11 protein-coding genes and 1 pseudogene are annotated in these 15,324 nt (G+C 39.5%); 1 reads left to right on the forward strand and 11 read right to left on the reverse strand.

What is annotated here, in order from left to right; all coding sequences use genetic code 11:
- Position 1 precedes the first annotated feature (1 nt).
- The 7 genes from CLV95_RS08070 to CLV95_RS08100 form a co-directional block, all read right to left on the reverse strand.
- Positions 2 to 1,141, reverse strand: a complete 1,140-nt coding sequence (locus CLV95_RS08070) for a vWA domain-containing protein (RefSeq protein WP_002734978.1) — start codon at positions 1,139 to 1,141, stop codon at positions 2 to 4.
- Between the two features lie 48 nt (positions 1,142 to 1,189).
- Positions 1,190 to 1,774: an alpha-ribazole phosphatase gene (gene cobC, locus CLV95_RS08075; RefSeq protein ID WP_002734902.1), complete on the reverse strand. Its 585-nt coding sequence runs from the start codon at positions 1,772 to 1,774 to the stop codon at positions 1,190 to 1,192.
- Positions 1,759 to 2,562 carry an adenosylcobinamide-GDP ribazoletransferase gene (locus CLV95_RS08080; protein WP_002736439.1) on the reverse strand — a complete coding sequence of 268 codons (804 nt, stop codon included), beginning with the start codon at positions 2,560 to 2,562 and terminating at the stop codon, positions 1,759 to 1,761. The genes cobC and CLV95_RS08080 overlap by 16 nt, the downstream gene beginning before the upstream one ends.
- Positions 2,559 to 3,593, reverse strand: coding sequence for a nicotinate-nucleotide--dimethylbenzimidazole phosphoribosyltransferase (gene cobT / locus CLV95_RS08085; protein WP_002734876.1), 1,035 nt, complete (start codon positions 3,591 to 3,593; stop codon positions 2,559 to 2,561). Before cobT ends, CLV95_RS08080 begins: the two co-directional genes overlap by 4 nt.
- Positions 3,590 to 4,189, reverse strand: a complete 600-nt coding sequence (locus CLV95_RS08090) for a DUF6580 family putative transport protein (RefSeq protein WP_002734893.1) — start codon at positions 4,187 to 4,189, stop codon at positions 3,590 to 3,592. Before CLV95_RS08090 ends, cobT begins: the two co-directional genes overlap by 4 nt.
- 15 nt (positions 4,190 to 4,204) lie before the next feature.
- Complete coding sequence (locus tag CLV95_RS08095; protein WP_002735048.1) at positions 4,205 to 5,035, reverse strand: LIC_13355 family lipoprotein; 831 nt, start codon at positions 5,033 to 5,035, stop codon at positions 4,205 to 4,207.
- A gap of 68 nt (positions 5,036 to 5,103) precedes the next feature.
- Complete coding sequence (locus tag CLV95_RS08100; RefSeq protein WP_002735004.1) at positions 5,104 to 5,688, reverse strand: LIC13354 family exoprotein; 585 nt, start codon at positions 5,686 to 5,688, stop codon at positions 5,104 to 5,106.
- A 475-nt stretch (positions 5,689 to 6,163) separates the two neighbouring features.
- Here CLV95_RS08100 and CLV95_RS08110 point away from each other — a divergent pair, with 475 nt between their 5' ends.
- Positions 6,164 to 7,501: a flavin monoamine oxidase family protein gene (locus CLV95_RS08110; protein WP_026054021.1), complete on the forward strand. Its 1,338-nt coding sequence runs from the start codon at positions 6,164 to 6,166 to the stop codon at positions 7,499 to 7,501.
- Positions 7,502 to 7,676: 175 nt separating this feature from the next.
- Here the strand turns inward: CLV95_RS08110 and CLV95_RS08120 are convergent, their stop codons facing one another.
- From CLV95_RS08120 to CLV95_RS08135, 4 genes and pseudogenes are all read right to left on the reverse strand, one after another.
- Positions 7,677 to 8,333, reverse strand: a complete 657-nt coding sequence (locus CLV95_RS08120) for a hypothetical protein (RefSeq protein ID WP_002735086.1) — start codon at positions 8,331 to 8,333, stop codon at positions 7,677 to 7,679.
- A 293-nt stretch (positions 8,334 to 8,626) separates the two neighbouring features.
- Positions 8,627 to 11,270 (reverse strand): annotated as a pseudogene (locus tag CLV95_RS08125) (YceK/YidQ family lipoprotein).
- Positions 11,271 to 11,800: 530 nt separating this feature from the next.
- Positions 11,801 to 13,936 (reverse strand): toprim domain-containing protein, encoded by a 2,136-nt coding sequence (locus CLV95_RS08130; protein ID WP_002723411.1) that lies wholly within the window; start codon positions 13,934 to 13,936, stop codon positions 11,801 to 11,803.
- On the reverse strand, positions 13,933 to 15,321 hold the full coding sequence (locus tag CLV95_RS08135) for a DNA gyrase subunit A (protein ID WP_002723332.1): 1,389 nt from the start codon (positions 15,319 to 15,321) through the stop codon (positions 13,933 to 13,935). The genes CLV95_RS08130 and CLV95_RS08135 overlap by 4 nt, the downstream gene beginning before the upstream one ends.
- Positions 15,322 to 15,324: the final 3 nt, after the last annotated feature.

Consider the following 15,324-nt stretch of genomic DNA (forward strand, 5'->3'; position numbering starts at 1 on the left):
TCTAATGAAATTCCTCTTCGTTCGAAATTCCAAGGGGGGAAGGTATTCCGACCATGTCCCAAAGTTCCAAAACTCCGATTAAAGAAGTTCGTTTTGGAATTTCAATTGTAATTGTTCCTTTACTTTCGGAAACATCAAAGCAGGAACTTTCACTGAAGATTAGATTTTCGGGAGATAGGATTCTTTTCGGGCCTAAACTTTGACGGGAAGAATTTCCTTTCTGTTTTAGATTAAACACAACGCAATTTTTAGGATTGTTCCTAGTTTTAAAGCCGAAGTCGATCGTGTAGGTAATTTTAGAATCGGATTCTTGATTTTTACGGATTTTTTCAAACCAAACCATTAAATCGCCGTTAGGTTCTCGGAGTGAATCCTTACGGTTTTTTTCAATGATGGGAACGGTTTGATTTTTAAGGGAATCAAGAGCCGTATAAAAAGAAGAATCGTCTTCGATTCCGAAATATTTTCCGTCCCCTTCTTCGGCGAGAATTTTCATCTTTCGTTCTTCATCAGGCTTCAAACCTAAGCCGAGGATATGAAATTTAAAATAGATGCCTTGTTGTTTTAACGCTTGGAGTTCTTTTTTGGGATCGCCGTAACAACTTTCCACTCCGTCCGTGATTAGGATGATTTCGGTTTCTTTTTTTCTTTGCGAAATCAAGTTTCCCGCAATTCGAATCGATTCCGCGAGAGGAGTTGCACCCGAAGGTGTTAAGCTGAAAAGACGATTTTTGAACGTGTCGTGATTTTCCCTTTGTAAGGGTTCGTATAAACGGGAGGAAGAACAACCCGGAATTCGATTGCCGTACGCTATAAATCCTATTTCCGTTTCTGTAGGAAGAGTAGAAATATAGCGACTAACGTGTTTTTTTGCTAAATGAATTTTTTGATAAATCCCCAGATATTCGTTCATCGATCCGGAGGCGTCTACGATAAACAGTTTAGACCGTTCGTGGTTTTCGGAAGCGATGTGCGTTCCCGTTAATAGAAAAAAAAGGATAAGCCCGATAAGATTTAAGATTTTTTGTGAGTATATGCGATGTCCGATTTTTCGGTTCGTAAATTTAATATATGAAATACCTTGAGCGTTGGAATGAGTCTCAAGAAATAAATCGAAAGCGCCTTTTGAAAAAAATCGCATGTTAGGGTTTTTATCGGACTTTCTCCGAAAAGCTATAATAGGAAAGGATCAAACATTCCAAAAGATCAATCGGGAAAGGAATTGTTTCCCTTTTTTTTCTACGAAAATCTTATTTAGAGACCCGTATTTCAAATCGAAAAAAAATCCCCGTTCCAAGGGGATCTCTAAAAGTTTGCAAAGAACGGCTCGAATAACGCCTGCATGGGTTATGATTCCGATTTTTTCGTTTGAAAAAGAATTGAGAACCTCTTCCAAAAATTTTTCGACCCGTTCGTAGAGTTCCGAATAATTTTCCCCGCCAGGAGTTCGAACATTCACAAAATCCTTTGTCCAAAAGTCTGATTCTTTCTCCGGAATTTCAGACCAGAGTTTTCCTTCCCATTCTCCAAAATCCAATTCCGTCAATAAATTAGAATATTCTAATTCTGTTGATTTTTTTTGTCTTAGGAATTCTGCCAGATGTTTGCAGCGAAAACTCGGACTGGAATAAAGTCGATCAAAAGCCACGTCTAATTTTCCAAGAATGGAACGAAACTCGTACTCAAAGTCCGCGGCTAAAGAAACGTTCGTACGACCGTAACAAGTTCCTTGCGGAACATCCGGAGTTGTGTGTCGAATTAAATAAAGCTCCATGAAACCGTCATTCCCAAATAAAAGAGAAGTTCGGTTCCTTGTTGTGTGAATCCGAGACAATCTCCCGTAAAACCCTCGATCCATTTCTTAAAGTAGTTTCGAAAATAAAGAACGAATAAGAATGCAAAAACGAAACCTAAAAGGATATTCGAAATCAGATTTTGGTATCGGAATGCGAAGTAAACTGCAGGAAAACATCCGAAGAACGTGGAAAGAACGAAATCGAAAAGGGATAAATTTTTTACCATCGGCTTGGACTTGGATAGGTTGTTATTCCCCACATAAGGAATCAACATCATTAGCACCAAAGCAAGCCACCGACTGGCTCCGTGTGCAAACCAAGATGTGAATAGGAAGATCCGGGGAGAAACTTGAAAAAGTTTTACGAGTAAAAGATATTTCAGGATCAATGCAAGAAATAATCCTAAGGCTCCGAAGGTCCCGATTCTGCTGTCTTTCATGATCTCTAAAATTTTTTCCTTATTCCAACCTCCGCCGAACGCGTCACAAACATCTGCGAATCCGTCTTCGTGAAGACCGCCCGTGCTCAAAATACCCAAAATCATTCCGAAAACCACAGAAATTTCAACGGGTAAAATCCAGGAAAGAAAATACGTACAAAAGGATGTCCCGACCGAAACGATCCAACCTACCAAAGGAAAATAACGTGTAGACCTAGAAGCGGTAGATTCGGAATAAACGTAAAAAGGAGGAATGGGAAGTCTTGTACTGAACGTCCAAGAGGCGCAGAAACGATTCCACTCCTCTCGGATTATAGAGAGAATCAAAGTTTTTGGTCTACTTTTGCGGATTCAAAGGAAGCCATATCGTTTAAGAAAGTGATCGCGGATAATAGAATCGGAAACGCGATCGCACATCCGGTTCCTTCCCCAAGTCGGAGTCCCAAATCAAGAAGAGGTTTTGCATTCCATTCTTCTAATAAATGTATGTGACCGGGTTCTACCGATTTGTGACAGAAGACTGCGTTTTTTAAGATTGTAGGCTCCATTTTGTGAGCGATTAAAAACGCTGACGTAGCGATAAAACCGTCGACTAGGATAATTCTTCCTTTTTTCGCAGAATCGATCATCGCCCCGATCATCATCGCGATTTCGAATCCTCCGAAGGTTTGTAAGACTTCGAAGGGAGTTCGTAGCGAAGATTGATGTTTGTGAAGACATTCTTCCAAAATCGTGATCTTTTTCTGAAATTTTTGGTCGTTTAGTCCTGTTCCTTTTCCGGTAACTTCTCTTAAATCTTTTTTCAAAACGCTTGCGGTGATAAGACTCGCGGAAGAAGTATTTCCGATTCCCATTTCTCCGAATCCGATTACATTACAATTACTTGATACCTTTTTTGTGGAAATAAAAGCTCCTTTTTCCAAAGCTTGATTACATTCTTCTTTTGTCATTGCCGATTCCATTAGGATGTTCTTTGTTCCAAATCCTACTTTGGCATCGATAAAATCGGGATGAAGAAAAGTGGAATCATCCGAAAACGAGAAATCCACGCCTGCATCCACCACTTTGAGTCGGATAGAATTCTGTTTGCAGAATGCGTTGATTGCCGCACCTCCATTCAAAAAATTGAATACCATTTGATAAGTGACTTCTTTCGGATAAGCGCTGACTCCAGAATTGGCAAGACCATGATCTCCGGCAAAAACCAGGATATGAGGACTTTTTAACTCGGGTGAATCAGTGTTTTGAATTAAACCGATTTGAAGAGCGAGAGACTCTAAAGTTCCTAAAGAACCGGGAGGTTTTGTTTTTAGATCGATTTTACTTTGTAATTTTACGATTAGTTCATTTGGATTCAAACGGAAAGTTCCTCCTTTGTTTCGTTTTTTATAAAATTCGCTTTCACTTTTAATTCGACTCGGTCTAAAATCCCGAAAAGAATCGAGGTATAAATCAAATCTCCGAGCAGAGTACCGCCGAAATAGGGAATGGCGGCAATATAACAAGTCAATAAACCTTCCGAGGTTTTAGGATAGAGAGAAGAAAAGGCCCAGACCGAAAAATTCGAAAGGACAAAAAATTGCACGCTCGCAAGTAACGATACGCCGAATACGGAGATAAGCTTATTATTGTTTGTTAGAAAAATTTTTCCTAACAAAATGTTCATCAAAAGAGAGCAATATACAAAGGGAAGGCCTTCGTAGAACCAATCGAATCCGTGAATTCCGGAAAGAATAAAATCGGTAACAAGTACCATAAACATCGGATAAGCGAACGACTTCCATCCTTGAATTCTCGCTCCGGAATAAACAGTCATTGCACCCACCAAAGTGAAGTTAGGTGGGTGAGGTAAAAACCTGGAAATTCCGGAAAGGATCACTCCGAGTATGGAAACAGTATGTTTCGTTGATAGTTTGGATTTGATTCTTTTTAGAGTTTGATCGAGTTGTTGCATTCAATTCTCCTAATGCTATGGGGATAATTGTTTGGCGATCACACCGTCGATATCCGGATTTTCATTGGCGCCTGGAATCGGGAGTACAGCCAGAATCGCCTTTGCGGAAGTTAGCTTTATATATAAGAATCCGTTAGCTTGAAGTTCATTTCTTAAGGCTATGCTGCAGCCTGATCCTGAATTTCCAAAATTAACATCTCCTAAATCGAATCCATCTCCTCCTCCCTCCAAATTGAACAAAGAAACGGAGTTCATCGGATTTGTAATTTGGTTATAATCCACATATTTCAATCCCGCAAATCGTAACCAATGTGTCGGATTATTGGAAAACACTCCGCCTTGCGTATAAGTTGGATTCCACCCGCACCAATTGTTTCGATCGTTCCCGACTTCGACGATAATCGGTTCTAAAAAAACCGAGTTCGGACTTCCTCCAACTTGAAACGGATTTTCAAAAACGATAAAATCCATACCGATCGTATTCTGAACTTTTTTACCGTTCCAACCCAAAATCAAAGAGGCTCCTGGGCCGTTGTTATCCAAGGTAAATACATCGAGAGAACCGTTAAAATTTCCAAGTCCTAAGACCCCGTCAACCGCACAGATAGAATCTTGAAATCCGGTGCCGGTATTTGCGGGATCGCTTACGATTTCCGTTGCGTTGTATATGCCTGCTCGATCGATTGCAAACCTGTCTTTGCAAGGTCTTGAATCGTGGGTTTGTTGTGTCTGCGCCAAAACCAACAAGCTCACGAGCGAATTAAGGTCTTCGGATGAGTTTTCCTTACATGAATAAAAAGAAAAAAGCAGAATTAGAAAACTGTAAATAAAGATGTTTTTTTTCATAATTTAAAAGATGGACTTATATTTAATTTATGCGAGCGATTTGAATCGCTCGCATTTTTCTTAAAGTTTTAGTTCGTTTTAATTTCTAAACGACTCCAAGGAGCGGGATCAAATCCGCTGTTCAAGCCGCATCCGGAATTGATGTTGTTTGTATTCGAAAAAGAATCCAAGTTATCCGCTTTAGCTTGTTCTAATGTGTTTTGATTGTTTACTCCGGAAAGATCGGGACAGATATAGACGTAGCCATCTTTCGAAGTCCAGCGATACCAAGAAAACTTTCCTTTTGAAAAAGAGGAATCCTGGGTAAATTGGACGTAAACTACTTGTTTGGACCGATCTATTTCGAAAACATCCCCGATTAGTTTGCTTGCTCCGAAACCGGAGTCCTTTACTTCTCGAGTTATTTTGGTTCGGGAAATGGTATACTGACCTTGCAATACGGTTCCGTTATCGGTAAAAGCGCCGCCGGGGTAGTCTTTCGTTCCGTTGAAGTAGTTCCAGGTTCCTTCTATTTCCCAATAATTTTGAATCGAAATTCCGAGAAGAAGCAATATGTCATCCGTATTCTTATCGTTCTTCGATTCCGAACAGTTCATCATTCCTGAAATAAGGATGATCGTTGTTAAAAGTTTCCAGCTTGCTCTAAATTTCATGTTGTTACCTCTAAATTTTTTTGTAGAAGAGGGATACGGATTCTAAATTTGGAATATTAAGAATTCGATTTAGAATCGGTTCTAAGCGAAAATGGATTTTTTAATGGATATTTCCGCTCGGACCCCTTCCGACGTTCGTCTTTCGGGGCCCCATCGCGGCGCATAAAATATGCAAAGGCGAGTTCCAAACTGTCCCTACCTCGAGGACTTTGTTTGCGGGGAAGATCTGGCTTTTCGATTTCAATTTGAAATCGAATTCACAGTTGCGGGTCAGCGTGGGAATTTCACCCAACTTCCTCCCTGAAAGCTTATGGATAAGTAAAAATAGAAGCTTTTTCCAAGCAAGGATTTTTCTGAGAGTTTGAGTGAAAAGGGATTTCAAGAAAGTACTTTCAAAATCTTTTCTACAAAACCAATTTTTAACCGAAAATAAAAAATGGAACACAACCTTTCCAAATTTAAATCGGACAATCCAATGAAACTAAGTAGATCTGAGTTTATCAAACTTTTGACCGCGGCGGGTATTTCCGGCTTTTCAGGGATAAAATTACGCGCTCAAGGCATGTCTCCTCGGAAAACAGTAATCGTATTAGGGGGTGGAATTGCCGGTTTGTACACTTCTTATCTCTTGGGTAAAACGGGAATCAAAGTCCAACTCATTGAGGCGACGGATCGATTGGGGGGGAGAATCAGAACGGTTGCCGATGTAAGCGGAAATTTTTTGGATTTAGGTGCTGAATGGATTCAGGCCGAACACAAAACGGCTAAGAGTTTAATTCGGGAGTTGGGTCTAAAAACGACCGATTTTGAGGTTCAGTCCGATTTGTTTTTCGGATCGTATCGTAAATTCGGAACCTGGGATATATCGCTTAAGTCCCAAGAAATTTTAAATAAACTCGTTCAGATGAATGCAAAGATCAATTCTTCGCAACAACAGGAATTGGATCGGATCAGCTTTTATAATTTTCTAACTTATCAAGGGATGACTTCCGAGGATTTAAAACTTCTGAATTTTAAATATTCCTTATATTATGGAGATTCACTTCGTTCTTTATCGGCGCAAAAGGTTTTATCCGATCTGGCTAACTTTCCGAAATACGATACCAGAGTGGAAGGTGGAATGGAATCTTTAACGAAGGCGCTTGTGTTGTCTTTGGAAAATACGGAAGTAACTTTTATGGATCCTGTTGTTTCCGTTTCTCAGGGAGAAGGTAAAGTGACCGTGACTACGGCGTCCGGAAAACGGATAGAAGGGAGCGCTTGCATTTCGACTTTGCCTGCAAATCAACTAACGTCAATTCAGTGGGAGCCTGAATTGGATAAGGAAAAGAAACTATCCGCGTTACGAATTCGATATTCCAGAATTTATAAGACTTTTTTAATGCTTCGGGAGGCTCCTTGGACAAAAGGAAATTTTTCGGCGTATTCGGATTCCGCCGCAGGTTTTATCTACGACGCCGGAACGAAAACGAACTCGGAAGATAAGGTTCTCGGAATGATTTCTATCGGAGATCGATACGACGTTTTAGCTTCTTCAACCGATGCGATGAAAGTCGAATACATACGTCTTGCGCTGGAATGTTTGGGACAAAATAAAGATTTACAGGTCCTTCGGATTCAAAGTAGCGAAACTTCCCAATCCAAATATGTTCCGACCGGTATCGCGACTTTTCCGCCCGGAAGTTATGGATCGATCATCTCTTTGTTGAAACCGGTGGATCGAATATTCTTTGCGGGGGAACATACTGCGGATTTGAATGGAACAGTGGAAGGTGCGCTTTCGTCTGCGATTCGTGCTGTCAATCAGATTTGAATGAAGCGTGTCTTCTTTTATCGCTTCAGTTTAAAATATTCAAGGTTAAGAGGAAGCGGATTACTTTGTTGTCTTATCGGGCGTACAAACGAACATGAAAAGAAGATTTTCTACACGATTTTTTCTGATGGAAAATTTGTATTTCGAGTTAGAGCTTCTGCCGTTATTTTGATTCTTAAAAAAGATAGATTTTTTGAATCTTTTGTTTTAGATAGAACGTTTTGTTAGCTGGATCGTATTCCGGAATAGAGGGATTCTTTTCCACACAAAATTTGATCCCACGAAAAGAATGTTTGAATCCGTATCTTATGCATAAATAAAGTTCTTTCTCAACGCCCCATTTCGCATATTCTCCCGATATATCCGCCGCTTTTCCATAGACATCTATCACTTCTTGTAATGTACTTTTTCCTAATACGATTCCTTTGGAGGTAATTGCCAAAAAGGGAGGTTGTATTCCTATTTGGCGTATGTTTTCTCTGTAATCGTCGAAAATAAAGGAAAGTCCCAGAGATTCATAGTGTATTTCTACGTCTTCAAAATTGAAGTGGTTCCTGGCATACTGATTTCCAAATTTAGATTCCACCTCTGTAAATCGAGTTTTATCTATAACTAGTTCTAAAATTCCAACTCCCTCTTTGATCGTTACAATTGATGAATTGAGAACGTTAGTATGTTTTCGTTTTTCTGGAATTTTTTCCTCTTGAATATTCTGTTTTTTTAATCCTTCAACTATGTAGATTCGTTTATCAAAATTGTTGTAGTTGGTTGCACAACCGAATCCGAACAAAAATAGGGTCCATGCAAATTTTGGAATGTTCCATGGGTTCATGAATATAAAGGCTCCTTTTTACAACGATATGGGCTCGGTGTAAAAAAACTAGTGTCTGTCTAAAAATTAAGAAATGCGGAAGCTTCCAGGAAATCAAAGTTGTCGTTATTAAAACCATTGCTGTTCGAATGTGGGAATTCATACAAAACTGCTCACAAAAAACACCTTAAAGTCGCAAAATAAATATAGAGAAACATTGTCTGTGAGAGTCCCGCTGATTTTTTTCCGGAAAAATCGACTTTAAAAAAACGAATCATCAACTTTGCGTTAAGTAGATATGATTTCATTTTAAATCATCGCTGTTGACATACATACGTCTCAATTTCTATTTCTTTCGAATCGGGTGTAAGTAGATTTTTATCGGCTCCGGAAGTTTTTAGAATTTGGAGAAGCCTGTTAGTGATACGATCGGAACCTGAGATAAAATTTAGAGGATAGATTGAAACGGTTTTTTGAGTTTTCCGGGAGATTATTTCCGTGGGAAAATTTGGATTTGCTCCATACTTCAGAAGCAATTGAACCAATCTTTCCCTTCCATCCCAAGAATTGCGCGATGCCAGAGCTGTCAGGAGCAATGGGCAGCCGGAAGGAACAGTGTGTTCTTTTTTACCGAGAGAATTCGGATTCATTCCTTTCTTTAAAAATAATTCTAAAATTCTAGAATCGTAAAGCAGAAAGTTTACGTACTCGCTCGAAAAATTTTGATAATCCTTTTCCGAAAAGTATTTCAAAGCGACTTCCGATGACTTTGGTTTTCCACAAACTAGAGAAACGGCCATTATTTTCTGTTTCAGACCGGTTTCCATTTTAGAATCCTGTTTCATCAAAGAATCCAGTGCGTCTGAATGTTGTACTAAATTCTCTAATTCGAATCGAGACCAATCCACTCCATCTCCCGATAAAAGTTTCGGCATCTGTTCGGAAAAAATCGGCTTTTCCCAAAAGCTCCCCCTTCTTTCTAAGTTTTCTAAAAAGAATCGTTTCAAATCTTCGTCGTTTCGGATTGCACTGTAATATGTCTTTTGGATTTCGACCGCTTCCGCGTATTTTCCCGACGTCTGACACTGTGGCCACTCTTCGTATTCCAAATGTACTTTTGCGAGAGAAGATATAATTCTTAAAAGACTCGTTTTTTCATAGCCGTCCCTGTTCACTCTAGGAATTTCCATAGGCACAAAATATTCTTTTTGGAGTTTATACATTTCTTTTTCCATGGGAACAGGATCAATCCCGGCTAATATTTTTTGAAAGCCTTGAACATTTTGGTTTTCCGCATAAGATTTAAGAACGGAATAAATAGGATATTTTGTATGAAATTCTTTTAAAGGTGCTTCTGTTAGGGTTTTCTGTTTGAGAGCCTTTTGTGTATCATCGAAATTGTTGGCTCTTTCTAGTTTTTTTTCGATGCCATCTCCATCCTTCGGATGAACCAAACGGTATTCTTGTTTATAATGATCGTATTGTTTTACTCCTAAATCAAGTTTAGCGCCATATTTCAATAAAATCCGAATCGTTTCCATCGGAATGAGATCGTTTTGTATTGAAAGGATGAGGAGAGAGGTTTCCTCTTTGACTTTGAAAAATTCCGGGTCTCTTATTCCTTTACTGAATTTCAGTTCTGGACGTTCCAAAATTTGATTTGGATCCCAACCGATCTGAAGTAGTTTTTCCAATAAATTAGGATATTTTAATATATTCTTTATGTTTGTCTCGTGCAATCGATCTAAAGGAAATATTTTAGCATCCTTAAGATTTTGAGTAATGATATCTACGGATCGGCGATTTTTACTTTTGTGTGCGGCCACGAATAAATTTAGGGCCGACTTTGCGGTTTCCGTTGGAAACTCTCGAAACGCTCTTTCCAGTAAGGGAGGACGATAGGCGATAACTCCGGAAGAAATGGCGGAGAGCCACGCCGTGCGTTTCCATTCTTTTTGCAGTTCCAGATTTTTTCGAAGGAGGTCATTGATTTCCGTCAAAAGTTCGACTCGACTGTACCAAAATTCCGAAAATTTTTGAGTTTCCGTTTTATTGAGAAAGTAATAGGGATCATCAAAGGGATCTTGGAAGTGTTTGTATTTTTTTTCTGAATATTCTTGAGCAATGGATTCGAACAAATCAGAGATTTCTTTTTTTTTCCGAAAATTCCAAAATCACTTTTTTCAATACGTTAGGATTTTCAATCATTACTCCCGAAGAAAAGCAAGCTTTCCAAACCGTGTCATAGTATCTTTTTTCTAATATAGGATCTTTTCGAAATTCCTCATAAAGAGTATATACAACTTCAAGTCGATCTCGTGGATTAAAAGTCTTAGGAACGATCTTTCGATAAGTCGTTTGTGTAGAAAAAAGAGCGGCAGTGTAGTCTATGATTCCGATTTTATGAGAATAGAAATCGTATGTCCATGAATGTTCATAAGGGAGTAAATCTTTTTGTTGCAGGAAATTGATCTTTTTTTCAAGGGCGACAACATCGTATAATTTTAAAAATTTTTGAAGAGCTGCTAAATCGTTGCTGGCAAGAATCGATTTCAAAGCACTGTAAGACGGATTTTGATCTCGGAAAGATTTTACACTTCCTTCGAATTTGTCATGATACCAACCACTGGACCAAGGTCTCCCGGACTTTACATATATGTAATATGGAAGTGTTCCCGGTAACAGAACCGTATCCGCAATCAGACAAAGTGGTAAATCGAGTACACGAACAAGCCAATATTCAAAAATACCCAAATTTCCTTGCTCTGGAAACTTACCAGGTACGGGCGTAAAGATTAAAAATGGCCAAAGTAAAACAATCCCAACGTTGGCAAAGGTCCCTGAGTATGGAAAATACGCTTTATCTGAGCCGTTATTATTTGCCGATTTCATATAAGCGAAAGTTAGGCAATTTAAATTCAAAACAATTAAAAGTAAGACAATAATTTTTCGGATCATGTTTGTATTACTGGGAAATGCGAAAAGGTCGTCAAGTCATTCGACTGCTTTTCCTGTCGTTTAAAGTTCTAAGAATTCCTACGGCTTTAGATTTTGAGACCGGCCTTTCGTGACATTATTATTTATCGAAGGGATTATTGAATTGGCCTTGCAGAGATAAAATCTTCCGAATAGGAATGAGTTGTTGAAAAATTAATTCTCCATCTGTTTCTATTTCATGAAAGCGATCGATTGAAGCAGTTTTGTTAAGAACTTGTCCCAAAACTTGAAAAGAAATCAGCACAATCATTTCATAAACTCGTAATAGAGCGTGAGAATTCCCGCAGATCGGTGATTTATGGATTTTTTAACGAATTTTATCGTTGGAACATTCTCGTAGGAGTTCCTACGCCCGATGTTTTGGGACAAGTTCTAAACTGAACTATGGAATTTTCCAACAACTCTAATATACAAAGGAGCATAATGAATTCTTGTTGAGGAGAAAATTGCTCTTCTGAAAATTTCTATAAAATTCGAAGATAATGCGAACGTTAGTCTTCGATCACACTCATCGCGTATTCGGAGATGGCATCCCTTCTTTGTTCCGCAAAGTCCTTGTGGAACCAGAGATTCTGAATTTTAGAAGCGTCTTTTTTATTTCCGATCGTGATCTTAGTCATACACTCATCGACTGCAAACTTCATCGCTTCTTTACCCGTTTCTCCGAGTCCTTTATTTCGTTTTTTGCGAGTAATTTCTCCTCCGTTTTTTTCCACACGCTTGATTAGATCTTCGTAATCCTTATCGTCGATGCAGAACACGGTTTCTTTCTTCTTATCTCCGAATTTCACGTCCACTTCGTAAAGAGGAGCGCTGGAAATATGAATAAAACCAAGCTCGAAAAGTTCAGGCCAGTATTCGTAAAAGAAGGAAAGCATCAAGGATCGGATCGCATATCCGTCGAAGTCGGCATCGGTGATGATGCTGACCTTATCGTAGTTTAGTTCGTCTACGGATTTTACTTTCTGATCCAATGGTAGGCCGACGATCGCGACGATATTTTTTAATTCTTCGTTTGCGATTGCCTTTGCAATGCTTAAACCTTTACAGTTGAGCGGCTTTCCTCTTAGAGGAAATAAGCCGTGCAGCTTCGGGTTTCTTGCAGGACGAAGACCTGCGATTGCGGAATCCCCTTCCGCAACGAACAATACCCTTCCTGGATCTCCAGGTTTTCCGGTCGGAGGCATGAGTTTTGGAATGTTCATGCGGCTCGCTTTTTTAAGACCTTTTTGAGCGTCTTCAAAGGCCTTGAGTTGAGTTCGTTTTTCCATCTGAAGTTTTATCTCTTCCAGAAGCCCCGTCTTTTTGATGAACTTTTCAAGATGTTTATCCACGGCGTTGCGGATATCCTCATTCAGGTCGTTGATGAGATAAGACTTGTCCTGAGATTTAAAGCGAGGATTTAGGAGTCTTGCATTCACATACATGTGAAAGCAGTTTCTCACGTCGTTACGAGTGGAGCTGGTTTTGAGTTTTTTCTCAAGAGCCACGATCTGACTTTTTTTACGAACCTCGTCGCAGATTCTGTTTTCCAGATATTCTATCGCAGAACCCCCCTGCGGTGCAAAGATGGAATTTACCCAAGTGAGATTTTTGTTTTGCCCGATTACCAGATAAGTTTCCAAATGAAGTTGAGAAGCGGAGCCAGGTGCGGTATAATCCATTTTGTAATAAACAAGATCCGAATGGGAAAAAATCTCGTCCAGACCCTTCTTGAATTTATACTTCTCTTTTTTACCTTTAAAAACGAACTGGACTTCCAAACCCGGATTGGTCATCGCGATATCCTGCAGATACTGTTTCATCAGATCCACGTTAAACGAAATATCTAGATTATTGAAGTATTTAGGATTGAGTTCGAACTCTACCGAAGTTCCGTGATCCTCTTTGGAAGCCTTTTCGATTGATTCCTGCATATTTGTTTTCTTTAATAGAGGATTGAGTTTGTCGATTTGATCCTTGGTAAGAAGGTTGCAGTCGGTGAACTTTCCGTGTTCGTCGAAGTAGAGAAAGACGCGCTCGATATCCTCTTTGGAAAGTTTGTAGGAACGAATTTGTTTTTTCACGTCGTCGTGAACGGTGAACAATTTCTTAAAAGAACTTCCGTTGTTTACGGTTTTCACTTTGAAGTAGTTGGAGACCATTCTCACAAGGGAGATCCCCACGCCGTTTTGACCCGCAACGTGATCCTGTTTTACATGATCGTCGAAATTTTCTCCGTACATCAAATGGAGGTAAACACCTTCCGCGTTTGCGGCGGGAATTCCTCGTCCGTTATCGGTAATAGTCACACATTTCCGGTCGGAGGAAAGTTGAACGATTAATTTGGACATTTTATCCTTTTCAGGAATCGTTTTATCCTTTTGATTTTTACGATATTCGTCCACTGCGTTCATACAAGCTTCGTCCAGGCATTTCAGTTTTGCCGGAACATCTTCGAGCTCTTCGTGAACGATCTCGTATTTTCCTTCGTTATTTTTACGAAAAAAATGTTGTTCGAACGTGGAAGCGGAATTTTGACCCAACCACATACCGGTTCTCATCCGGACATGTTCCACGTTGGATAACTTTTTAAAATTTCTTTCTTGGGATGATTTTTCTTTTACTTTGGTTTTATCGGCACTCATACTTTATCCCATTTATTTTGAAGTTCTTCTAACTCGGTGACCATAAACTCGGTCAGTTTTTTATCCTCTTTGACCAGACCTTGATAACGGGCCAGGGTAGTTTTTGCTTCTATGATCGCTTCTTCGCATTTTTTAACTTCTTCAATGGTCATTCTGTAGACCGGAATCGTGGACAACCACTCGAAATACTTGAATTTAGAAGCTTTAAGTTTGTCTTCAAAGTCTTTTTTGGATTTGATTCCGATTACTTTCTCGTTCCATTTCTCTTTAATAAAACGGATCAATTCCGAGTTTCTTTCGATCTTTTCTTCTTCCAGACCGGATAAACGTTTGAATCTACGAATAAGGTGGGTTTTGCGGAAGTCGCAGAAACGTTTAATGATTTCTTCGGGTTTAAAGTTCTTTAGTTTACCGTCATACGTAATGACGTTCATCGCAAGAGTTTGAATGTCTTCCTTATTGAAGAGCGCCATGATTTCCTTTTGGCTTGGCTTCTCCCCCTTCTTATATTGAAGTTCGATTCTAAAAGTCTGGCTGGAATAATCCACGTATTCCTTCAACCAAGAATCTTTTCTCTCCAAAATATCATCGAGCAAAGAGATGACCTTCTCTCGGTTCCAATTCATCGGAGAATCGGTGAGATAAAGAATATCACTTTCCCACTTGAATGCGAACGTCGTGGACATAGTGATATTACCTGTTTCGGTTTCGGCCATTTTCACTTCACCGTTGAAGTCTTTGTACCAAGGTTTTAAAGAAAGAGGTTTTTTGGTTTTGAGATAATTGATCTGAGACTTGACGATGTCCGCAAGTCTATGACCCGGAATAAAACAACGAAATCCGGTCGCAATCCCTTGGATGTTGTTCAAAAGAACGATCGGGACTTTTCCTACAAAATGAATCGGTTCGTCTTCCGTCTCGTCATAGTTCTTAACATAATCGATGTCCGGCAAACTTTCAAAGAATCCCAAATCTTTTACAAAGTCGGATAATTTCACTTCCGTATAACGAGGGGAGGCAATCGCGCTCGGATCCAAAACGTCACCGAAAGTTCCTTCTCCCGAAACGAGCGGAATATTATTGGCGAAGGTAAAGTCCTGGGCCATTTGTGAAAGTGCGTCTTGGATTGATTTATCTCCGTGAGGATGATACCCCATTGCAAGGCCGGCAACTTTTACGGTTTTCGTATAACGGTTTCTTGCGTCCGAGTTCCACATCGCCCAAAGAATTCTTCTCTGAACGGGTTTTAGACCGTCGATTTCGTGTGGAATCGCCCGAGAATCGCATACATAACGCGAATATTTTCTCTGATCGTCATTAACTTGATCTTCAAAAGGGCGTTTGGGAAACGAGTCCTTTAATTTTGGTGGATTGGAATTCTTCATACG

This window comes from Leptospira borgpetersenii serovar Javanica, from assembly GCF_003046425.1.
Taxonomy (GTDB): Bacteria; Spirochaetota; Leptospiria; order Leptospirales; family Leptospiraceae; genus Leptospira; species Leptospira borgpetersenii.

Coding starts and splice junctions, on each gene's coding strand:
- CLV95_RS08070 (WP_002734978.1), bottom strand. CDS start 1,141: ATGCGATTTTTTTCAAAAGGCGCTTTCGATTTATTTCTTGAGACTCAT.
- cobC (WP_002734902.1), bottom strand. CDS start 1,774: ATGGAGCTTTATTTAATTCGACACACAACTCCGGATGTTCCGCAAGGA.
- CLV95_RS08130 (WP_002723411.1), bottom strand. CDS start 13,936: ATGAGTGCCGATAAAACCAAAGTAAAAGAAAAATCATCCCAAGAAAGA.
- CLV95_RS08090 (WP_002734893.1), bottom strand. CDS start 4,189: ATGCAACAACTCGATCAAACTCTAAAAAGAATCAAATCCAAACTATCA.
- CLV95_RS08135 (WP_002723332.1), bottom strand. CDS start 15,321: ATGAAGAATTCCAATCCACCAAAATTAAAGGACTCGTTTCCCAAACGC.
- CLV95_RS08120 (WP_002735086.1), bottom strand. CDS start 8,333: ATGAACCCATGGAACATTCCAAAATTTGCATGGACCCTATTTTTGTTC.
- CLV95_RS08100 (WP_002735004.1), bottom strand. CDS start 5,688: ATGAAATTTAGAGCAAGCTGGAAACTTTTAACAACGATCATCCTTATT.
- CLV95_RS08110 (WP_026054021.1), top strand. CDS start 6,164: ATGAAACTAAGTAGATCTGAGTTTATCAAACTTTTGACCGCGGCGGGT.
- CLV95_RS08095 (WP_002735048.1), bottom strand. CDS start 5,035: ATGAAAAAAAACATCTTTATTTACAGTTTTCTAATTCTGCTTTTTTCT.